19 protein-coding genes are annotated in these 20,271 nt (G+C 60.0%); 5 read left to right on the forward strand and 14 right to left on the reverse strand.

Annotated features, from left to right (window positions below; all coding sequences use genetic code 11):
* Positions 1 to 106: 106 nt before the first annotated feature.
* Positions 107 to 1,165, reverse strand: a complete 1,059-nt coding sequence (nadA, locus tag B195_RS16250; protein ID WP_003441323.1) for a quinolinate synthase NadA — start codon at positions 1,163 to 1,165, stop codon at positions 107 to 109.
* Positions 1,166 to 1,419: 254 nt separating this feature from the next.
* Entirely contained in the window at positions 1,420 to 2,106 is a 687-nt protein-coding gene (locus B195_RS16255; protein ID WP_003441320.1) for a type 1 glutamine amidotransferase domain-containing protein, read from the reverse strand.
* Between the two features lie 328 nt (positions 2,107 to 2,434).
* Between B195_RS16255 and B195_RS16260 the strand changes: the two genes are divergently transcribed.
* Positions 2,435 to 4,609, forward strand: a complete 2,175-nt coding sequence (locus tag B195_RS16260; RefSeq protein ID WP_003441317.1) for a TonB-dependent siderophore receptor — start codon at positions 2,435 to 2,437, stop codon at positions 4,607 to 4,609.
* A gap of 27 nt (positions 4,610 to 4,636) precedes the next feature.
* Here B195_RS16260 and B195_RS16265 read toward each other — a convergent pair whose 3' ends face one another.
* The 6 genes from B195_RS16265 to B195_RS16290 all read right to left on the reverse strand — a co-directional run bounded on the left by B195_RS16265 (position 4,637) and on the right by B195_RS16290 (position 11,539).
* Positions 4,637 to 4,996 carry a RidA family protein gene (locus tag B195_RS16265; protein ID WP_003441314.1) on the reverse strand — a complete coding sequence of 120 codons (360 nt, stop codon included), beginning with the start codon at positions 4,994 to 4,996 and terminating at the stop codon, positions 4,637 to 4,639.
* Positions 4,997 to 5,029: 33 nt separating this feature from the next.
* Entirely contained in the window at positions 5,030 to 5,683 is a 654-nt protein-coding gene (locus B195_RS16270) for a DUF3726 domain-containing protein (RefSeq protein WP_003441312.1), read from the reverse strand.
* A complete protein-coding gene (locus B195_RS16275) occupies positions 5,664 to 7,358 on the reverse strand; it encodes a hypothetical protein (protein ID WP_003441309.1) in 1,695 nt (564 codons plus the stop codon). Before B195_RS16275 ends, B195_RS16270 begins: the two co-directional genes overlap by 20 nt.
* 1 nt (position 7,359) lies before the next feature.
* Complete coding sequence (locus B195_RS16280) at positions 7,360 to 8,919, reverse strand: BCCT family transporter (protein WP_003441305.1); 1,560 nt, start codon at positions 8,917 to 8,919, stop codon at positions 7,360 to 7,362.
* Between the two features lie 122 nt (positions 8,920 to 9,041).
* A complete protein-coding gene (locus B195_RS16285; protein ID WP_003441301.1) occupies positions 9,042 to 10,091 on the reverse strand; it encodes a membrane dipeptidase in 1,050 nt (349 codons plus the stop codon).
* On the reverse strand, positions 10,088 to 11,539 hold the full coding sequence (locus B195_RS16290) for an aldehyde dehydrogenase family protein (protein WP_003441299.1): 1,452 nt from the start codon (positions 11,537 to 11,539) through the stop codon (positions 10,088 to 10,090). Before B195_RS16290 ends, B195_RS16285 begins: the two co-directional genes overlap by 4 nt.
* Positions 11,540 to 11,690: 151 nt before the next feature.
* Between B195_RS16290 and B195_RS16295 the strand changes: the two genes are divergently transcribed.
* Positions 11,691 to 12,566 (forward strand): LysR family transcriptional regulator, encoded by an 876-nt coding sequence (locus tag B195_RS16295; protein WP_003441296.1) that lies wholly within the window; start codon positions 11,691 to 11,693, stop codon positions 12,564 to 12,566.
* A gap of 21 nt (positions 12,567 to 12,587) precedes the next feature.
* Here the strand turns inward: B195_RS16295 and B195_RS16300 are convergent, their stop codons facing one another.
* From B195_RS16300 to B195_RS16310, 3 genes are all read right to left on the reverse strand, one after another.
* Positions 12,588 to 13,301: a sulfite exporter TauE/SafE family protein gene (locus B195_RS16300; protein ID WP_003441293.1), complete on the reverse strand. Its 714-nt coding sequence runs from the start codon at positions 13,299 to 13,301 to the stop codon at positions 12,588 to 12,590.
* An 11-nt stretch (positions 13,302 to 13,312) separates the two neighbouring features.
* Entirely contained in the window at positions 13,313 to 14,605 is a 1,293-nt protein-coding gene (locus tag B195_RS16305) for an amidohydrolase family protein (RefSeq protein ID WP_238143939.1), read from the reverse strand.
* Positions 14,606 to 14,743: 138 nt separating this feature from the next.
* Positions 14,744 to 16,090, reverse strand: coding sequence for a uracil-xanthine permease family protein (locus tag B195_RS16310; RefSeq protein WP_003441288.1), 1,347 nt, complete (start codon positions 16,088 to 16,090; stop codon positions 14,744 to 14,746).
* Between the two features lie 249 nt (positions 16,091 to 16,339).
* Between B195_RS16310 and B195_RS16315 the strand changes: the two genes are divergently transcribed.
* The gene (locus B195_RS16315) at positions 16,340 to 17,383 is read left to right on the forward strand and encodes a substrate-binding domain-containing protein (RefSeq protein WP_003441285.1); all 1,044 of its coding nucleotides are present in this window, start codon (positions 16,340 to 16,342) and stop codon (positions 17,381 to 17,383) included.
* 3 nt (positions 17,384 to 17,386) lie between these two features.
* Here the strand turns inward: B195_RS16315 and B195_RS16320 are convergent, their stop codons facing one another.
* The 3 genes from B195_RS16320 to B195_RS16330 form a co-directional block, all read right to left on the reverse strand.
* A complete protein-coding gene (locus tag B195_RS16320) occupies positions 17,387 to 17,704 on the reverse strand; it encodes a hypothetical protein (RefSeq protein ID WP_003441282.1) in 318 nt (105 codons plus the stop codon).
* A gap of 26 nt (positions 17,705 to 17,730) precedes the next feature.
* Positions 17,731 to 18,309, reverse strand: coding sequence for a hypothetical protein (locus tag B195_RS16325; protein ID WP_003441279.1), 579 nt, complete (start codon positions 18,307 to 18,309; stop codon positions 17,731 to 17,733).
* A gap of 74 nt (positions 18,310 to 18,383) precedes the next feature.
* Positions 18,384 to 18,884: a GNAT family N-acetyltransferase gene (locus B195_RS16330; RefSeq protein ID WP_003441276.1), complete on the reverse strand. Its 501-nt coding sequence runs from the start codon at positions 18,882 to 18,884 to the stop codon at positions 18,384 to 18,386.
* Positions 18,885 to 19,189: 305 nt separating this feature from the next.
* Here B195_RS16330 and B195_RS16335 point away from each other — a divergent pair, with 305 nt between their 5' ends.
* Positions 19,190 to 19,726, forward strand: coding sequence for a cysteine hydrolase family protein (locus B195_RS16335; RefSeq protein ID WP_003441273.1), 537 nt, complete (start codon positions 19,190 to 19,192; stop codon positions 19,724 to 19,726).
* Positions 19,727 to 19,765: 39 nt separating this feature from the next.
* Positions 19,766 to 20,203: a GNAT family N-acetyltransferase gene (locus B195_RS16340; protein WP_003441271.1), complete on the forward strand. Its 438-nt coding sequence runs from the start codon at positions 19,766 to 19,768 to the stop codon at positions 20,201 to 20,203.
* The last annotated feature ends 68 nt before the right edge of the window (positions 20,204 to 20,271 follow it).

Consider the following 20,271-nt stretch of genomic DNA (forward strand, 5'->3'; position numbering starts at 1 on the left):
CCTGTAGCAGCGAGCTTGCTCGCGAGCTCTATTCTCGCGAGCACCTCGTTGGTACATAGGGAAAAGCTCGCGAGCAAGCTCGCTCCTACGGTTTGTTTAGTCGTTATCAGGCATTGCCCGCCAGTTTCAAACGCGCGGCCTGGGTGAAATCCAGCATGCGTTTAAGCGGACGAATGGCCTGAGGCACCAGCGCCGGATCGACAAAGATCTCATTGCTCCCCTGCTGCAGGCACTCAAGGGTGCGCTCCAGGGTGTTCATCGCCATCCACGGGCAGTGAGCGCAACTGCGGCACGCGGCACCGTTACCTGCGGTAGGGGCTTCAATAAACACCTTGTCCGGGCACAGCTGCTGCATTTTGTAAAAAATGCCGCGATCGGTGGCCACGATAAAGGTTTTGTTCGGCAGGTTTTGCGCCGCCGCGATCAGTTGGCTGGTAGAACCTACCGCGTCAGCCAGATCAATCACCGACTCCGGTGACTCCGGATGCACCAGAATGGCCGCATCGGGATACAGCGCCTTCATGTCTTCCAGCTGCTTGGACTTGAACTCTTCGTGGACGATGCAAGCGCCGTCCCACAGCAACATGTCGGCTCCGGTCTGGCGCTGAATGTAACGCCCGAGATGCTTGTCCGGCCCCCAAATGATCGTCTCGCCGTTGTCCATCAGGCTTTCGACGATTTCCAGTGCGCAGCTGGAGGTCACCACCCAGTCAGCCCGGGCCTTGACTGCCGCCGACGTGTTGGCATAAACCACCACGGTGCGCTCGGGATGCTTGTCGCAAAAGGCCGAAAACTCTTCAACCGGGCACCCCAGATCCAGCGAACAGGTCGCCTCCAGCGTGGGCATCAGCACGCGTTTTTCCGGGGTTAGGATTTTGGCTGTCTCGCCCATAAAGCGCACGCCGGCCACCAGAATGGTTTTGGCAGGATGGGCAGCACCAAAACGGGCCATCTCAAGGGAGTCGGACACACAACCACCGGTTTCTTCGGCCAGGGCCTGAATGACCGGATCACAATAAAAATGCGCCACCAACACCGCGTCGCGGGCTTTAAGCTCAGCCGCGATCTGTGCCCGCAGGCCCTGTGCTTGAGCCTCGGTCAAAGGCTTGGGCTGCCTGGCATCGAGGTGGGCTTGAACCAGAAGTCGTTCAGAAATTTGCGTCATGTTCGCAAGACCTGCAAGCGCTAGTGCGCGAAAGTCGAGTGTACCACCAGCTCTGGACCCTTCGAGTCCCGCTGGGAGAATGTGTGTGTCATCAGGCACGGACAAGCAATGAAGCGCGACAAGGCTACAGAATATCCTTGGGATTCAAAAGTTTATTGTTGCCATGAGCGGCGGATAAGCGATGCCGGACGGACGGCCCGGCATCGGTCTGAAACGGCTGCTATCTCAACCGCAAGGTTTGGCAGCGGCCGGGGTTACTTGATGGCGGCCAGCACCAGATCTGCCACCGGACCGCCGGACGCAGGATTTTGCCCGGTAATCAGCCGCCCGTCGGCAATGGCAAAGGGTGCCCAGGGCGTGCCGGCCTTCAGATACTGAGCGCCACGCTTCATCAACTCACTCTCGGTCAGATACGGCACAACGTCAGCCAGGCCTGCCAGTTTCTCTTCTTCATTGGAAAAACCGGTGAGCTTTTTGCCCTTGATCAGCAACTCGCCGTCAGACAGTCGGATATTGAGCAGCCCCACTGCACCGTGACAAACCGACGAAACCACCCCGCCCCGCTCATAGATATGGCGACTCAACGCCTGCAACTGCGGGTTGTCCGGATAGTCCCAGATCACCCCGTGGCCGCCGGTGTAATAAATGGCGACGTAATCATCCGGGTTGACCTGGTCCGGCTTGAGCGTTGCCCCGAGGCGATTCATGAAGCCCTTGTCGTGATACCACTCCCAGTCAATCTGCGACGCCATGTCCTTGGCCAGACTGTGGGGATCGATCGGCGTGTAACCGCCCTGCGGACTGACATAGTCAACGGCATACCCCGCGGCCTCGACCTTGTGCACAAAATGCACTGCCTCGCCCAGCCACAACCCTGTGGCGCGATCGAGGTCGGGGTATTTTTCGACACTGGTCAGTACCACCAGAATTTTCTTGCTCATCGTTAACCTCCTGCTGAGAGAGACAACCCATAGGTGCTGCAGGGTAGACCATGCTGATCAGGCAACCGTTCAGCCGCTGCCGCCCCGTTGGTCCCTCAACAGGCCCGCAGTGCTTTGACCGAAGTGCCCGCTTTTGAGCCAGGGACCAGAACAGGCCATAAAGACAGGAGCGAATACAAATTCACTGCATATGGTAATAATTACTATTTACATATGCGAATAAATCTCTACCATTCCGCCCTGCGTAGTCTTTGCCATACGTCTGGCGCCCCGCTGCAAGGTGTCCGCAAAGGCGACACGTCTCCCTCCCCTCTACAGGATCTCTGAGATGCTTCGTCCCTTTATGCCCGTGATGACCGGTTCTTTGCTGTTGGCTTTTTCGGCGGCGGCCCTGGCGGCTGACGAATCCGCCGACCGGCAAGCACCAGCCGCAGGCCCGTTGACCCTCGACAGCGTCAATGTGAATGCCGAAGCCGGTATTTCAGGCACCGCCACCACCGAAGGCAGCGGCTCGTACACCACCGGGGCCATGAGCACTGCCGTCGGCCTGCCGTTGTCGATCCGCGAAACACCGCAGTCGGTGAGCGTCATGACCCGCCAGCGCATGGATGATCAGGGCATCAAAGACCTCAACGATGTGGTCAAGTACGCACCGGGCATCACCCTGCGCAAGTTCGGCGGTGACCGCCAACAGTTTCTGGCCCGCGGCTTTACCATCGATAACCTGATGTACGACGGGCTGCCCACCAGCCTCAGTACTTTCACCCTGGACACCATCGCCGGGGCTGACCTGGCGATGTATGACCGGGTGGAAGTGGTACGCGGCGCCACCGGCCTGATGACCGGTGCCGGCAGCCCCTCGGCCACCCTGAACCTGGTGCGCAAGCGCCCCACTGCTACGCCGCAAGTGAGCATCACCACCAGCGCCGGCAGCTGGGATCGCTACCGCACCGAGGTCGACGCCTCGAACAGGCTCAATGACACGGGGACCATTCGCGGGCGGGTAGTGGCCGCTTATGAAGACAACAAGAGCTATATCGACGTACGCGACAATCAGCGCCAGACCTTCTACGGGGTTATGGAAGCCGACCTGAGCGACGCTACCACCTGGACCCTCGGGGCCTCGAAACAGCGTGACGATGCAACCTCGGACTGGGGCAGCCTGCCGGCCGGACCCAATGGTGAAAACCTGCACTTGCCACGCTCGACCTTCCTGAGCAACGACTGGGCCTACTGGGATCGGGACAACGTCTCGCTGTTCACCGACCTCACCACCCGCTTCGACAACGGCTGGACCTCAAAACTGGCATTCGCCAAAATCTGGGCCGAGTCCAACACCTTCTCCAGCTACCTGAGCGCTGCCAAGGGCGGCGGATTCAACCAGTCGTCAGGGCAATATGACACCACCGACGTGCAGACCAATCTGGATGGCTCGCTCTCGGGCCCGTTCAGGTTGTTTGGCCGTGAACATGAACTGACCCTGGGCGCGAGCCGGCGTCAGGAAAAGTTCGACCAAAAAGGCGGCTTCTGGTCCAAGGCGACTCCGATCGATATCTACAACTTCGATCCGGGGGTCATTCCCAAGCCGGACATTGCCGATCGCACCCCGTACCAGAGCCAGAATACGGCCACCGAAGAAGGCGTTTACGCCGCCGCCCGCTTCAACCCCATCGACCCTTTGCACCTAATAGTCGGCAGCCGGCTGAGCTGGTACGACTACGACAATCGCTCGGGCACCGGCGATTACAAAGTCACCCAGCAAGTCACGCCCTATGCAGGCGTCATCTACGACCTCAACGACACCTACTCGGTTTACGCCAGCTACACCGAAATTTTCAAACCGCAAACCCAGCAGGACGTCAGCGGCGCGGTACTCAAACCGATGACCGGTGAAAGTTATGAAGTGGGGATCAAGGGTGAGTACTTCGACGGCGAGCTGAATGCCTCCCTGGCGCTGTTCGACATGACCCAGGAAAACCGTGCCTATGCGCTGGACACCCAGCCCGCCAGTTGCCTGGCCACCAACCGCACCTGCTATGAAGCCGCCGGCGAAGTCCGCAGCCGCGGGCTGGACGCTGAAATCAGCGGTGCCCTCACCCCGTACTGGCAAGCCTCGGCTGCCTACACCCTGGTGCTGAGCCAGTACGTCAAGGACAAGTCCTTTGACAAAGGCAACCTGTTCGCACCCAACCAGCCCAAGCACCTGTTCAAGGCCGCCACCACCTATCACTTGCGCGGCGACCTGGAAAAACTGCGCATCGGCGCCGACGTACTGGCCCAAAGCGAAACCTACGGCCGGGTCGGTAATGGCCATGCGGTACAGGATGCCTATGCAGTTGTCGGCTTGATGGCAGGCTATCGCCTGGACGAGCACTGGGACGCCCGGGTCAACCTGAACAACCTGTTCGACGAAAAATACTGGCAGGGCATCCCCACCGCCAGCGGCAGCGGGACCTACGGCGACCCGCGCAACCTGATGGTCTCGCTGAAGTGGACGTTGTAAGACAGCACCTCAGACACCGCGCGGGCCTCAGGCGGTCAGCGCGGCAATGACCTGAACTTCAATGCGATAATGCTTTTTCGCCATGGGCGATTGCACACACACCCGCACCGGCGCCCCCACGCCTGTCAGCCAGGCATCCCAGGCCTGATTCATGGCCTCATAGTCCGCCATGTCAGCCAACCAGATCTGCGCCGACAGTAGATGGTTCTTGTCTGAACCTGCGGTGGCCAGCAAGGCATCGATTTTACCGAATACGTCCTGCGCCTGGTCGCTGATATCACCCTCAATCAATTGCGAGACCTGACCTGCCAGATACGCGGTGTGCTGATGGATGACGATTTGGCTGAAACGCGGGGTGGTGCCGAGACGTTGAATAGCAGAGGTCATGATGCAGATCCGTTTGGGTTAAAAGATGGGTATTTAGTTGTTGTCGCTCAGTCCGGCACCGGCGCCCAGTAGCCGCGATGCTTCGGTAGCGGGCACGTAGGTACGGGCGGCCAGTGATTGCAGATAGGCAAGGTCAGATTCGGCGACCGGGCGAACGCTGCCGGCAAGCGCACTGGCCGGATCCAGAGCATCCGTGCCTTGCTTGCAGCACACACTGACTGCGCGCTGCTGGCCGAGCCCCCCTGCGTCATTCAGAAAAACCCCGCCCAGACTGTCGAAGCCCAGGCTGCAACCCGGCCACGAGAGCTCGACGGGCGCCTTGAGGCGTCTGGCCATGGCGCTGACAAAGGGGATCAGTAACTGCGGGCTGGCCACATCGTTCAACAGAATCTGTCCGTGGCTACCCAGCAGATAAGCGTGGTCACTGAGGGCCGCGCCTGTGATCAAGGGGCACAGCGCAGCGCTGGCCCCGTGCCAGGCGCCAGCGCCGATCACTGGCGCCAGCTCGCTATAAACAACCCCGTCGTCACGCCGCAACTGCCCGGCAATCACCTGCGGGCCATCGAGACCATGGGCCGACAACCATTTCGCCGCCTTGCCGGCCTCCTCCGCCAGCCCCCAAGACATGCCCGCACCACGGGCGGCCTTTTTGCACAGACTTTCGATCTCATTCAACGATGCATGCATGGCGCTGCTCCTGACTGCCAAGACCGGGATAAGACCAGTCATCGGCCAACACCTGACTCAACTCATGGGGAAAGGGGGCGTTCTGATACATGTTGATGCGCACCCAACGATCGGAACGCGGGTCGAACCGGGTGGCGCCGAAGAACGAAAGTTTGCAGCGCAGCAAGTCGATCGGCAGCAGAGCCCGGTCAATCAGGTTGTCCTGTATATCGGCGTACGGGCAGCCCGGCGCCAGCTGCACACGCCTGACCACATGCCGGTGCTCGGGATGCTCCAGCAGGAAGGTGGCCACCGTCTGCCCGTCGTCGCAACCATTGAGGGCCTGCTGCAGCCGGGAAATATCCCGCGCCACTGCCAAAGGCTGCTCCAGTGCTTCGCCCGGCTCGCTGAAGCGCTGCCCGATCCGCGGCTCGAGCTTTTCCTCGGACACATACCAGAACAGCGAGTGACTCTGTTCGGTGGAAAAATCGATGGCCGCGACCCAGGCGTAATCAGTGGCAAGAATCTGTTTAAGGGCACCCACCCCCATGCTGCCGTCCACCGCGAAACCCAGCTGTTCATCGGCCTGCATGGTTTGCCCCAGATCGTCGATCAAATGCCCGTAGGGCTCGAGCAACAAAGACACCAACTGCTCTTGTGCCTCCAGCGACAGCCGGTTTTCGGCCCAGCGATAAAGCGCATCCCATGGATACTCGCGCTGCAGAATGCCTTCGCCCATACACAGTTGCAGGGCCTTGAAGTCCTGTTGCAACTCGAGGATGCGCTGCCCTTGCAACGGGTGGTCCGAGTGCCAGCTGCGGGCGTCGGCTTGTGCGCGGCGCACAAAATCCACAAACATTCCCTGCTCCGCAGGCGTTGGCCGGCGCACTGCACGCACTCGCTGCAGCGCTGTTTCCCGGGCTTGCACCCAGTTGTTTAAAAGCATCGGGTGATTCAACAGAAAAGGTGCCATGCCCAGGCCCGTGGAGTTGCCCAGGCCGAAACGGCGGCGAATTCCGGGCTCCAGCACTACCGCCGTGCCCGGGGCCTGAACCTGTGCCAGATGCTCCACCAGATCGACGCTAAAGGCCCGAATCAGGAACACCGTGAGCATTTCCGCCTGAAAAGGTGCCGACAGCTCGGGGCGCGCGGCCACCGACTCACGATCGGCCGCGCCAAACTTGCCGCTGCCATAGACCGCCGTGGTGCGCATCAGGTAACCCACCTGCTCGACAAAAGCGCAGTCCGGCTGGCGGCCTGCGGCCAGTTCCTGCAGCACATGGTCAAACAGGCGCACCGAGCGGTTGGCTCGCGCCATGCACAGCTCACGGGACGACACGCGGCCCGCTTCCTGTTTCGGCACATTGGCTTGCAGGCGCTGCAGCTCGACTTCATCAGGAACCCCGTCGAACAAAGCGAAAGTGGCATCCCAGGCCGTGGCAATCACCCGGTCAGAGCGCAGCGCAGGGTCCAGATCATGGGCAAAGGCCACCAGGCTATATGCGCGCTCCGGCCCCCGGGCCACATACACGGCCCGGCCGACGCCCTGCCCGTCGATGCTCCAGACCGTGCGCTGGAACTGCCACTGCTCGCGCTTCAAGCGGCGCAGCAGTTGGCGCATGAACGACAGCCGGGACTGATGAAAGGCACCCAGGCGCGCGGCCTTCATGACACGGGAAGGTGGTCGCATTTGCATATCAGATCACTCCCTGGTCACGCGCCATCTGCCGGGCAATGCGCACGGCATCCCACACAGAGGGCAAAATCAGGATCGACACAGGTACTGCCGTGATCACGATAAACGACTGCAAAGCTGTGATTCCGCCTTCACCCAGGGTGATCAGAATGGCGCCGACCACTCCCATGCCGACCGCCCAGAACACCCTCAGCCAGGTTGGCGACTCGCCATGATCGGTACTGATGGCCATGGCCACGGTGTAGGACATCGACCCGGCACTGGTCACCACCGAGAAAAAACTCAGGAACAGAAACAGTGCTGAAATCAAAGTAGGCATCGGCATCGCTTGGGCAACCCCCAGCAACAGTGCTTCAGGTTGCACCCCGTGGCTGACCACACTGCCCGGCGAACTCAGTTCCAGGCCAATGCCGGTACCACCCACCAGGGTGAACCAGACCATGGTGATCAGGGGCGCCGCCACCGACAGCAAGCCCACCACTTCGCGGATGCTGCGGCCGCGGGAGACCCTGGCGACGTAGATCCCCATCATCGGTGCATAACCGATAAACCAGCCCCAGTAGAACAGCGTCCAGCTGTTGAGCCACTGGCTGTCGTCACGGTACAGGGCAGTCTGGAAAAAACTGGTCACATGCAAGGCCAGGCCTTGCACGAAGGTCTCACTGAGAAACAGAGTCGGGCCAAAGATAAACAGAAACGCGGCCAGCCCCAGCATCAGCCACACATGGACCTTGCTGACCAGACGCAGACCGCCCAGGCCCACCACGCACGACAGGGTGTAGATGGTCGTGACCGCCAGAATCACCATGGCCTGGGTAGTAATGGTATCGGGCACGCCCCACACCGAGTGCAGGACAAAAGCGATTTGCAACCCCAGAAAACCCACTGGCCCGATGGTGCCGGCAACCACGGCAATAATCGCCGAGGCATCCGCAATCACGGCGATGGGCCCTTTAAGCGCTCGCTCTCCCAGCAATGGATAAAGCAGGGTTCGCGGCATCAGCGGCAGTTTTTTCTCGTAGTGCAGGTACATGTACACCACGGTCAACAGGCTGCCGAGAACGGCCCAGGCCATGAACCCCCAGTGCAGGAATGACTGCGAGAGTGCCGCCACCGCGGCCGGCGCACTCTGCGCCGCCACGCCGAAGTAAGGCGCAGGTTTCATAAAGTGCGACAAGGGTTCGGCAGCCGCCCAGAAAGCGCCGCCACCGGCCAGCAGTGCACACATGATCATCGACACCCAATTGAAGGTGCTCATGCCCGGTGTGCTGTTCACCCCGCCAAGGCGGACCCGGCCGACCCGGCTGAAACCGATATACAGGCTGGAGGCAAATGTCAGCAGCATCAGCACTTGCCAGTACAGGCCAAAGTAATGGGTGCCCCAGGAAAACGCTCCGCCGATCAGGCCGGACAGGGTTTTCAAATCAATCAGGGCAATGATCAGGAACAGCAGGAAGAAGCCGCCACTGATCCAGAACGTTGACCAGTCGAGTTTGCCGATAGCACTTTTACGAAGCGTGCAGGGTTCACTCCCCACCAAAACTTCAGTTGGAATTTCCATTGAGCCTCCCCTCCGAAGAGAGTTGTCGATCGCCAGTATTGTTATTGTTGGAAGTACTTTTGTTGTTATTGCGCGATGTCCTTGTCGGCCTTGCAGTTGCGAATCCGGGTGGCTGAAATACTTTAAATCGCGATATCTACGGTGCGAGCCGTGGTGCTATTGCGGGCATCTTCGGGTACAAAGCCCGCTTCGAAAAACCGCAGCCAGTTGCCGCCCATCAGGGCCGCTATATCGGCAGGCCCGAAGCCTGTGGCAGCGAGGCCTGCTTCAATGTTTACGAAGTCGCGGTTGTCACGGAACCATTCGGGCTGGTCTGGAAACCCCGGATTTGCCGCAGAACCTTCGCCGTAGTCGACTTCCTTGGTCCAGCGCCCCACCCGCATCCACTCAACCACGCTGTAAGGCTGGTCCTGGCACAGGTCGGAACCCAGCCCGAGGTGTTCGACCCCCACCAGATCGGCCGTGCGGGCGACCATCTCGCAAAAGCTTTGCAAGGTGCAGGCGCTCTTGCCGTGCAGGTGATGGGGGTACAGGGAAAAACCGAACATGCCGCCGCTTTGGCCCAGCGCCTTGAGCACCTGGTCGGACTTGTTGCGCAAGGCCGGATGCCAGAACGCCGGGTTGGCATGGGTGATCGCAATCGGTCGCTGCGAGTGCTCAATAGCCTCCAGGGTGGAGCGGTCGGACGAGTGCGACATGTCCACCACCAGCCCCACACGGTTCATCTCGCGCACCACCTGCTTGCCCATGCGGGTCAGCCCGGTGTCATGTTGTTCATAACAGCCGGTGGCCAGCAGCGACTGGTTGTTATAAGTCAGCTGCATAAAGCGCGCACCCAGGGCATGGACCACTTCCACCAGGCCGATGTCGTCTTCGATCGGCGACGGGTTCTGAAAGCCGAAGAAGATCGCCGTGCGCCCGGTCTGGCGCGCCAACGCGATGTCGCCGGCCCATTTGCCGTGCAGGATCAAATCGCTGAAGCGCTCGAACAACAGGTTCCAGGCTTCGATATTGGCCACCATTTCACGAAAGTTTTCGTGATAGGCGATGGTGACGTGCACCGCATCAACCCCGCCGTCGCGCATCTGCCGGAAGATTTTCTCTGACCAGTTGCCGTATTGCATGCAGTCAACCCGGGGCCCGCGCACAGCGAATGGTCGGGCCGGATTCATAGCGGCTCTCCTGCGGCGATGTAGCCGGTTTTTACATGGGTATAAAACTCGACGGCCGACCGGCCTTGTTCCCGCGGGCCATAACTGGAATCACCGCGCCCACCGAAGGGCACGTGGTAGTCAGTACCGGCGGTTGGCAGGTTGACCATGACGCAGCCGGCCCGGGCATTGCGCCGGAAATGGCTGGCACGGGCTAGCGAGCGGGTCATGATCCCGGCAGTCAGGCCAAAACGCGTGTCATTGACCAGCGTCAGGGCTTCATCATAACTGCCGATCTTGAGTACACAGGCAATAGGCGCAAACAGTTCCTGGCGATTGATCAACATGCTGTTGCGGGTTTCAACGAACAACGCGGGGGCCATGAAGTGACCGGGTGTGGCCAGTTCCAGAGGATTGCCACCGGTGATCAATTCAGCGCCTTCCTGGCGCCCCAGCTCGACACTGGCCAGGTTGCTGGCCAATTGCGCAGCGCTGGCAACGGGGCCGATCTGGGTTCCCGCTTCCAGGGCGTGCCCCACTTTCAACGCCCGGGTAGCGGCGACCAGCTTTTCGACAAAGGCATCGTGCACGCGCTCGTGCACGATCAGCCGCGAGGACGCAGTGCACTTTTGCCCGCTACCGCCGAACGCACCGTTAACCGCGCAGGTCACGGCAAGGTCCAGGTCGGCATCATCCATGACTGCGAGGGCGTTCTTGGAGCCCATCTCCAGCTGCACCCTGGTCATATTGGCCACGGCAGCGGCGGCAATCCCCTTGCCAACTTCAACCGAGCCGGTAAAGGAGATGGCACTGATGCCCGGATGTTCGATAAGGGCCTGACCAATTTGCGCCCCGGCGCCCATCACCAGATTGAACAGGCCTTTGGGAATGTCCTGGCGGGAAATGATTTCGCTGAGGATGACAGCACAGGCCGGGGTCAGATTGGCCGGTTTCCAGACCACGGCATTGCCGAAGGCCAGTGCCGGAGCAATCTTCCAGCAGGCCGTGGCCATCGGGAAATTCCATGGCGAGATAATGGCCACCACACCCACCGCCTCGCGACGTACATCGATTTCAATGCCATCACGTACCGAGTCTGCGCTATCCCCCATCTGGCGCAGGGTTTCGGCTGCGTAATAGGTGAAGAACTGGCCAGCCCGATACACTTCGCCAGCACCTTCAGCCAGTGGCTTGCCCTCTTCACGGGACAGCATCTGACCGATTTCGGCGCTGCGATTGATCAACTCCTGACCAATGGCCATCAACACTTTGTAGCGCTGTTCGATACCGCAACGGGCCCAGAGTTTTTGCGCATGGGTGGCGGCTTCGATGGCTGTTTCCAGTTGCTGCGAAGAAGCCTGTGCGTAGAGGCCAATCAGATCCCGGGTATCGGAAGGGTTGCGGTTTTCGACTTCAGCCTGGCCCTTGAGCCACTCACCGGCGATGTAATTCAAATTGCTGTACGTCATGAATTCCTCCTGACTGGCATGCCATGAATCGGCATCGCCTGTAACTGTTATGGAGGAGATTATGAGCGGCCAGACTATTAAGTAAATCTAGTAAATTTTAACGATAGTTAAGTATTATTTAAACAAAGCCTTAATCTGCGAACTGACCGCCATGAGCATCAAAATCACCAATTTGCAGTTTTTCGTCGCTGTCGCCACCAGTCAGAGCCTGACCCAGGCCGCCCAACGGGTGCATCGCACACCGGCGGCCGTCTCGCTCTCGCTCAAGCAACTGGAAGAGGAGTTGGGCGGCGCGCTATTTGAAGGCGAGCGCAAAAACCTGCTCAGCCCCCTGGGCAGGTTTGTCTTGCAGGAGGCGCAACGCGAGCTGACCCACTTCGAGCGCACCATCACCACCATCAAGACCTATGCCAAGGCCGAAACCGGGCTGGTGCGGGTGGCAGCGGTGCCGTCATTCGCTATCACGCTATTGCCACCGCTGCTCAAGCACTTCCATGAGCAATACCCGCAATTCCACCTTGATATCCGCGACATGGACTCCGAAAAAGTCGTCCAGGCGGTACTGGCCGGCGAAGTGGATATTGGCATCGCCACCGTGCCGGCCAGTATTCCGAACATCAATCAGGACTTTCTGTTCTCGGACGCCTTTTGCGTGGTCTGCGCGGCCAATAACCCGCTGTGCTCACTCGCCCGCCCGGTACGCTGGAGCGATCTGGAAGGTCATAACTTCATCAACAGCGGCCTGGGAGCAGACATCAATGCCGCGGAGTTTCGTCACATCAGAGACCAGTCGACCCTCAGCGTCAGAAACACCACTTCATTGCTGGCTCTGGTTGCCCAGGGCATGGGCGTGACGCTGCTTCCCGAATTGCTCAGGCGCTCGGCCAGTAGCACCGACCTGCGCTTTCTACCCCTGGAAGACGAGCGGATCATGCGCTCGGTCAGTGTCATCACCCCGCCCAGGGACTCGCTCAACCACGCCTCGTACACCTTTGTGAAAGCCCTGAAGGCCAGTCGTTTTCCGTAGGGACGCCGCTGGCTGTACGACTTACTGCACCAGCAACAGTGATCCCGAAACGAAAGCGAAGATCAGCACGAACCGGCGCAGGCGTTTCTCGTTGATCATGTGCCGGGCCCGGTAACTGGCAAGCACGCCGAGCGCCAGGGGCAAGCACAGGATCAGCACCGGTTCGACTTGTCCGGCCTGTAGATGACCGCCTGCCGCCAGTACCGCCAGCGAGATCAATTCGCCCACCAGAAAGCACAGGGCAACCGAGCCTCTCAAAGTGGCAACCGGAGAATGCTGGTACACCAGAGCCAGAGGCGGACCGCCCACCCCGGTGGCCGTTTCGGTGATGCCGGTAATGACTCCCGTCGAAATAAGCGCCCGCCGGCCGGGGACGAATGAGGGGGCCACCCAGGTGGCGATGCAGGCCGCAATCGTAGACAGGCCGATCAATATGTTGAGTTGCGAGAGCGGCAGCCAGAACAGAATCCAGACCCCGCCAAAGGTTCCTGCAAAGCGCCCCAGAGTGATCCACGAACTGCCTCTGAAATCGATTGCCGCCCGTTCGCGCCAGGCGATGGCGGCATTCAGGGGCAACATCAGGATCAATAAACTGATGGGCAATGACTCTGGAGCCAGCAAGCCCATGACCGGCGCCACGATAAGGGCGAAGCCCATTCCGGTGGTGCCCTGGATCAGGGCACCACATGCGACGGCTATAGCGATGATGTAAATCGGATCGAAAGGTAAGCTCATGTTTTACTCATCTACTCGCCGTGCAAAAGCACAGACGGTAACGGATGGACTTTATGAATGGGTGCCCGACTCACAGCATCCCGGGCCAGAGCATCCACTTGACGCATGAGGGCCCGGGCATCCCAGTCGGTGGGCCAGCCCTGCCATAACCGCACCTTGCCCTGCACCACAACGGCCTGGATCTGATCGCGGTTGGCCAGCCGGACCAGGTCCCAGGTCAGGTTCCAGGACGGCAGCAGTTCCGGTACCGCCAGGTCCACCAGCAGAAAATCGGCCGCCAGACCGTGGGCAATTTGCCCCGTGACCTTGCCTAACCCCAGCACCTGGGCTGCGTCCCGGGTGCCCATGTCGAGCCACAGTTTGCCGCTGCCGCACACCGAGTCCCCTACTGGCAAGCCGTGGGCGAAACGCTGGGCGGCTTCGGCATAATCCAGAAGGCGGAACCCGTCACCGCGGGTACCGTCTGTGCCCAGCCCCACTGGAATACCCAGGCAGTGCATCAGATGCGCCTGTGCCACCGCATTGCCTTTCCAGGCACTGGCAACCGGGTTGTAGCTCACGGCGGCGCCACTATCGCGCAACAGGCAGATTTCATTCGGTGTGAGCAATGTGGCGTGTGCAAGCAGAGCCCCGGGGCCCAGCGCTCCGGCCCGGTGCAGGTGCTCCAGGGGGCGCACGCCATAGAGTTCCAGCGAACGTTCGACGGCCACCAGGTGTTCATTGACATGGCTCTGGAATATGCGTCCCGCCTCGTGGCACAGACCGTAGACCGCCTTGAGGGTCGAGTCGGTGGCTATTTCCGGAATGGGGATTGCCAGTGAAGGTGTGACCAGTGTGTCGTTGTCCCACTCTGACAGGTGCTGCTCTGCCCTGGCGAGAATCGCACCTGCCTCCAGTACCTGCCCGCCCTGAAGGTCATTGCAGGTCTTGGCCAATACACAGCGGATGCCCACTTCATGGACGGCCCGGGCAATTGTCTCGACCCCCTCTCTGGATCGGGTACCCGCATCACATACGGTGGTGAAACCACCTCGCAGGGATTCAAATGCCGCCAGCTTGCTGGTCAGGTACAGCAGGTCGGTATCGAGGGAGCCTTCCAGTGGTATCCAGATACGTTTGAATATTTCTGAAGGCTCACCGAACACCAGCCCCTTGCCGAAACTCTGGCTCAGATGGTGATGGGTATCGATAAACCCCGGCATCAATAATTGATCATCAAGGCGCAGCACTTGATGATCGGGATAACGGCCCTGCAAAAGTGCCAAAGGCCCCACATCGGCGAAGCAGCCATTTTCAATCAGCACGGCATGTTCGCGGCGCGGCCCCTCAGGGAGCATTAGCCATTGGGGAGCCAATAATTGACCAGAGGCAACAAGCTGTTGCGGTGAAGACAGTAAGTGAGTCGCAGAGCTGGAATCCATGGAGATGCCTTTTTGTTTGAATCAGTTAATCAGCTTGGTCTTGGCGGCAACTGAGGCTGGCTGGCGACCAACGCAATGGAATACAAAGTTCATCAGTGCCGCAGTCAAGGCCCCCATGGCGACGCCGTTGCCCAGCAGGCCGGCAAGGCCGTCCGGGAAGTGGCTGTAGACCCCCGGGACCAGAATCGGCAGCAGCCCCACGGCCAGGGCCACAGACACCACGTACATGTTGCCGTGGTCGCGCAGGTCCACTTTGCGCAGCATGTCGATGCCCATGGTGCCGACAATGGCAAACACGATAAGGCTGGTGCCGCCGACCACGGCTTGGGGCACGCCCTCGATCAAACGCGCCAGTGGCGCAAGCAGTGCAAAAAGCAGTAACAGCAGCCCTGAAACGGCAGTGACATAACGGGAGCGGACCCCGGTGGCACGAATGACACCTATGTTTTCTCCGCTGGTAATAATCAGTGAGGTGCCCATAAACCCGCCCAGAATCGAGGCCAGCGCATCCCCGCGGATGGTTCGCACCACATCGCGGTTTATATCCAGGGGCTTGTCGACGGCTTCACTGATGGCGACGGTCTGGCCCGTTGCTTCGACCATGGACACCAGACAGAACAGCATCAGCGGAATGGAGGCGAACAGATCGAATTGCGGGACCCCGAACGGCATCAACGTGGGCAGGTTCAGCAGGGGCAACAGGCTCAACCGCGAGCTGTCGAATGCCCCCAGAGCCACGGCCAGCAAGCTGCCACCAATCAAGCCAAGCAAAATAGACAGCTGACCGAAGGTTCCACGCAGCAGGCGTGAACACAGCACCGTGATAAAGATGGTTGAGAAGGCCAGCAGGAGTTGCTGTGGCGCGGCGAAACCGGCAGTGCCCGGCTCCCCCACAATGAGCTGGCCCGAGAGTTTGACCAGATTGACCGACACCAGCAGCAACATGGTACCGACCACCACAGAGGGAAAAAAACGCAGCAGCCGGCGAAAAACCGGGAGTACCAGAAAGTAGAAAAAACCCGTCAGGATCACTGCGCCCGAAGCAGTGGCGACCCCGTTTTGCTGGGCAATCAATATGAACAGCATGATCGGGGCTCCGCCGGGGAGCATGATGAAAGGCAAGCGCGAGCCACATCCGCGCAAGCCCAGTGACTGCAAGAGCGTCCCCAGGCCGCAGACCAGAAAGGTGGCACTCAACAGCTGAAGGGTTAAGTCGCTGGAAAATCCAAGGGCGGTCGCCATCAGAAAAACCGACGCTATGGGTGACGCCGCCATCACCAGCACATGCTGGCCGCCAAACAGCAGCAGTTGGCGCCATGGCAGAAACTCATCAACAGGGGAAACGGGTTTCTTATTGTTATCCGACATATCCCACCTCTACGTTAAGCCAGCATCAACGGCTCATTGAGTGATTGTTCCAGACGCAGCCTTAACGATGAACATGCAGATAAATCCGCGCCAAAATCGATTTACACATGCCGCCCAAATCGATTTGGGTGGAATGTAGTCCTGTTCAATTAACCTGTCAACGGCAGACACCGGGCAACCCGGCTTGAGTAGCTGATCCGGGTCAGGAGGCGTATAACTCGGCCCATCGTTTATTGAGTTTCCCTACCTATGCCCAGCAGCAGCTCTCGTCGCCCCACCATTGCTGATGTAGCCAGTGCCGCTGGTGTGTCGCGTACCACCGTCTCCCATGCGCTCAATGACCGCGGCCAGGTCGACCCCCAGACCCGGACCCTGGTAAAGGAAGTCGCCGCCCGCCTGGGCTATAGCCCGAACCTGCGGGCGCAGCGCCTGCGCACCGGGCGCGCCAACTCAATAGCCCTGCTGTCATCCATGCCCTTTGCCGTTGCCGGCGGATCTTCACGCCTGGGGTTTTTGATGGAAATCGCTGCCACCGCGATGGAGGCTGCATTACGTCAGGGCGTGGCTCTGGTTCTGGTGCCACCGATGGAGGGAGCGCAGGATTTGCTGGATACCCTGGATATTGACGGGGCAATCATCATCGAGCCGGTGGCAAACGACCCGCACATTGCCCGCTTGCGCAAGAGAGGAGTGAAGCTGATTTCAATTGGACGCCAGCCCGAGACCGACGATCCGGTGCCGTACATTGATATGCATGCAGACGTTGCAGGTGCCCTGTTGCTGGAGCACTTGCACGCACAGGGCGCCCGCCGGACCGGTCTGATAATCGGCGCTCAAAGCAGGCACTCCTATGTCGATATGGAGCATGCCTATCGCGCTTACTGCGCCTCCACTGACCAGCCCGTCGCCATCGTGCGGGCGGATGAAGCCGGAGGCGAATCAGCCGGCGCTGAGGCCTGCCTGCAATTATTGGAGGAGTACCCGCAACTGGACAGTTTGTGCGTCCCGGTGGATGCCTTCGCCACTGGCGCCGTACAGGCGTTGACGGCAAGAGGCTTGAAGGTGCCGCAGGATGTAAAAGTGGTGACGCGCTATAACGGCTTGCGGGCGCGGGAATGCAACCCGCCCTTGACGGCCGTGAACATGCATCTCGAACAAATCGCGGCCCAGGCCATCGAGTTACTGTTCGAGCAAATCAACAATACCGGGCAACGTCAGCGCATGGATGCGCCCCTGGTGACCCTGGTGGTGCGAGACTCAAGCGCACAGTCAGACGGCCCCGCCCGGCACTGACCCCTACAGCGGCACCACAGCGGATGGACCGCCCTGGCCGACAGCGCCGGTCACAAACTTCGCCACCTGGGCATGGGACAATGCCCGGGCATCCGCCAGCTTCTGCAGCCACATTGCCAGGCGCGTCACGCAACCGGGCTCCTGTCGGGCGACCGGGTCCAGATGGGCAAACAGATCCTGCACCAGCACCTCGGCCGACTGGCTCAGATACTCCGACTTTATTGCCCCGGCAATTTGCCCGGCCAGTTGCGCGACATCCGGGTTACTGGCTTCCAGCTCGAGCATTCGCTGCGCATAGGAGGACGTGACGGGTAACGGCATAAAGGGTTTTCCTGGGTGATGGAGGGTTAATAGAATTCTTCCCGGGATTTAACCACGCTCACCGGCTTGCGCTCCCCCGTGCCCGTAATCTCGTAAACCGTCATGACGTAGTTATCTGCTATGACTGTTTCGATGAGGTAAGCGGTCTTGGGTTTTGGGGTAAAGACTTGAGTCTCAGGCTGAGCCGCTATGGCGTAACCGAACATCGAGTGCATGGGAATGCCGTTGAGGGTCGCAACCTGTTGCTTGACCAGCGCATTGACCTTCAGCGGTTTATTGGCCTCTACCAGCGTGTCGATACTCGACGTCCCACCGGCCATTTTTTTCAGGTACCCGGGTATGCGCTTGAAATAAGCCGTGTCATACACCTGTTCGCCAGCAGACTGCATGCCGAATCGACCGGCGTCACTCGGCCCGGTGGAGTAGCTGACGGGATGGTCACCTGCGCCGCCGACAGTGCGGAACGCAAGGCTTGCATGCTGCTCATCCGCGGGTATCGTCACCAGCGGCTCTGGCGTGGATTGAACGGCAGACTGGCGGCTGGCGCAGCCGGTAATTGACAGGGCCAGGGTTATTGCGAGGGTAAAAACCAGAGTTGTTTTCATTCGATCCTTGAATTTTCATGTGTCGGGAGCAGCTATGGACTTCAATTTCTCCGGAAGGTGCCACAACCGGCGGATCAGTCAGCGCCGAGTTGCAGTTCCATTGCCTGGGACATCAGGCCGCAGCCATCACGCAGGGGTTCCAGAGGGCCGACCGGACGAAAGCCAGATGCCGTGTACAGGCCCATTGCCGGCGTGTCTGCGGCCGTTACGCCCAGGCAAACACGGCGTACACCAACACTCTTTGCCCACTCCAGCGCTTCATGCAGCAGTGCACCGCCAGCGCCCAGGCCACGGCGCGCAGGATCAACCCACATCTGAAAAATTTCGGCCACGCCGGCTTCCGGCAACTTGCACCAGACCAGCCCGCACATTTGCTGGTGATCAAGCGCAACAAATATTCGCGCCTGCCCCGAGGATACGGCACCTGCAAGCCGTGAAGCCCAGACCTCATCGGTCCTGCCCGCCTCTGACTCATAGGTGCTGGCGAAAGCATCGGGAGAGTCTTGCAACGACTGCAGACGAAGGTCCCGGTAACTGCGCCACTCACCGGCCTCAACCGGACGTACTGAAATCATGCTGCGGCCCCTCCCTGTACCAGTGTCAATACGAAGTGGCGCAGACTAGCGTGCGCCCGGGTGAGGGACAACCTTGCGCTACACCGCGTTCACAATGGCGCTTGCCAATCCGCAATGGGGTGGCTACCTTCCAGTCCATGAGCACGTACCGTATCGCCTCGACCACCACCACTACCACGACCGCACAAGGCGGGCCGTGAGAAGTGTCGTGAGCTGAACCCAAACGAACTTCAAAGGCCCGCCAGCAATGCGCAGGGCCTTTTTTGTGCCTTGCTGTCGCTGGCTCACTCGCAAGGAAATGCACCATGTATGCACTACTGATTCTCGATATGCAGGTCGGTCTGGTTCAGGGCCCGGACCAGCCCTGGCAGGTGCCAGCGCTGATAAACACATTGAACAGGCTGATGAGCGATGCACGGCAATCCCGCGCCCCGATCTTCCTGGCCCGACACACTGGCCCGTCGGGGTCGCCCATCGAACCAGGCAGCCCGCTGACGCAAATCGTTAAAGAACTGGAGCTGCAGGGTGACGAAGTTATCTTCAACAAAAGCCGGCCAAACGCATTTTGCATGACTGAGCTGGAGCAACAGCTGCAAGTGCATGGATGCACGGGCATAGTCGTCACCGGAATGAAGACTCAATATTGCGTAGACAGCACCTGCCGGGCAGCCAGGGATCTGGGCTTTGATGCGGTGCTGATTGCCGACGGTCATACCTGCTCCGACACACCCTTGCTCAAGGCCCGGCAGATAGTGGCACATCACAATGCGACCCTGGACGGACCTTTCTGCCGTGTTGTCCAGGCACAGGACTGGAGCTTTCAGGACCCCTGCGCTGACTGAATTGCCAGCAAAAAAACGCCGAAGCCGAGGACACAGATCATGCAAAGAACGGTAAGAATCGCCAATGAGACGGATATCGAGGTGATATTCGACATCCGCACCAGCGTGACAGAGAACCACCTGTCCCGTGATCAGTTAACGCAAATGGGCATTACCCCCGAAGCCATACGCCAGGCGATGTCCCGGGCGCCGTGCCTCTGGATCGCGGAGGCCGATGGCACCCCGGTGGGGTTTTCCATGGTTGATCTCGAAGAAGGCTGCGTGTTTGCGGCATTCGTGCGGGCTGAATTCGAGGGTCACGGCTTCGGCCGACGCCTGATGGAAATAGCCGAAGCCTGCCTGTTCCGGCAGCACCCGACGATCTGGCTCGAAACCGACGGGGCTAGCCGCGCCAGTGGCTTCTACCGCAAGCTCGGCTGGCAAGCGGTGGAGAACCTGGAGCAAGGTGATGTGCGCTTTGAGAAGCAGCGCCCATAAACCCTGCACGGCGGTCGCCTGGTGTTCATTGCCGGACAGCAGGCGCCCGCCCGGCACTTCGCGCTAGC

The sequence above is a fragment of the Pseudomonas sp. Lz4W genome (assembly GCF_000346225.2).
GTDB lineage: Bacteria > Pseudomonadota > Gammaproteobacteria > Pseudomonadales > Pseudomonadaceae > Aquipseudomonas > Aquipseudomonas paraversuta.

What these genes read in the sequence shown, in the direction of transcription:
- B195_RS16335 (WP_003441273.1), top strand. Translation starts at nt 19,190, where the DNA reads ATGTATGCACTACTGATTCTCGATATGCAGGTCGGTCTGGTTCAGGGC.
- B195_RS16310 (WP_003441288.1), bottom strand. Translation starts at nt 16,090, where the DNA reads ATGTCGGATAACAATAAGAAACCCGTTTCCCCTGTTGATGAGTTTCTG.
- B195_RS16320 (WP_003441282.1), bottom strand. Translation starts at nt 17,704, where the DNA reads ATGCCGTTACCCGTCACGTCCTCCTATGCGCAGCGAATGCTCGAGCTG.
- B195_RS16295 (WP_003441296.1), top strand. Translation starts at nt 11,691, where the DNA reads ATGAGCATCAAAATCACCAATTTGCAGTTTTTCGTCGCTGTCGCCACC.
- B195_RS16300 (WP_003441293.1), bottom strand. Translation starts at nt 13,301, where the DNA reads ATGAGCTTACCTTTCGATCCGATTTACATCATCGCTATAGCCGTCGCA.
- B195_RS16285 (WP_003441301.1), bottom strand. Translation starts at nt 10,091, where the DNA reads ATGAATCCGGCCCGACCATTCGCTGTGCGCGGGCCCCGGGTTGACTGC.
- B195_RS16340 (WP_003441271.1), top strand. Translation starts at nt 19,766, where the DNA reads ATGCAAAGAACGGTAAGAATCGCCAATGAGACGGATATCGAGGTGATA.
- B195_RS16260 (WP_003441317.1), top strand. Translation starts at nt 2,435, where the DNA reads ATGCTTCGTCCCTTTATGCCCGTGATGACCGGTTCTTTGCTGTTGGCT.
- B195_RS16255 (WP_003441320.1), bottom strand. Translation starts at nt 2,106, where the DNA reads ATGAGCAAGAAAATTCTGGTGGTACTGACCAGTGTCGAAAAATACCCC.
- B195_RS16325 (WP_003441279.1), bottom strand. Translation starts at nt 18,309, where the DNA reads ATGAAAACAACTCTGGTTTTTACCCTCGCAATAACCCTGGCCCTGTCA.
- nadA (WP_003441323.1), bottom strand. Translation starts at nt 1,165, where the DNA reads ATGACGCAAATTTCTGAACGACTTCTGGTTCAAGCCCACCTCGATGCC.
- B195_RS16290 (WP_003441299.1), bottom strand. Translation starts at nt 11,539, where the DNA reads ATGACGTACAGCAATTTGAATTACATCGCCGGTGAGTGGCTCAAGGGC.
- B195_RS16275 (WP_003441309.1), bottom strand. Translation starts at nt 7,358, where the DNA reads ATGCAAATGCGACCACCTTCCCGTGTCATGAAGGCCGCGCGCCTGGGT.
- B195_RS16330 (WP_003441276.1), bottom strand. Translation starts at nt 18,884, where the DNA reads ATGATTTCAGTACGTCCGGTTGAGGCCGGTGAGTGGCGCAGTTACCGG.
- B195_RS16270 (WP_003441312.1), bottom strand. Translation starts at nt 5,683, where the DNA reads ATGCATGCATCGTTGAATGAGATCGAAAGTCTGTGCAAAAAGGCCGCC.
- B195_RS16315 (WP_003441285.1), top strand. Translation starts at nt 16,340, where the DNA reads ATGCCCAGCAGCAGCTCTCGTCGCCCCACCATTGCTGATGTAGCCAGT.
- B195_RS16265 (WP_003441314.1), bottom strand. Translation starts at nt 4,996, where the DNA reads ATGACCTCTGCTATTCAACGTCTCGGCACCACCCCGCGTTTCAGCCAA.
- B195_RS16280 (WP_003441305.1), bottom strand. Translation starts at nt 8,919, where the DNA reads ATGGAAATTCCAACTGAAGTTTTGGTGGGGAGTGAACCCTGCACGCTT.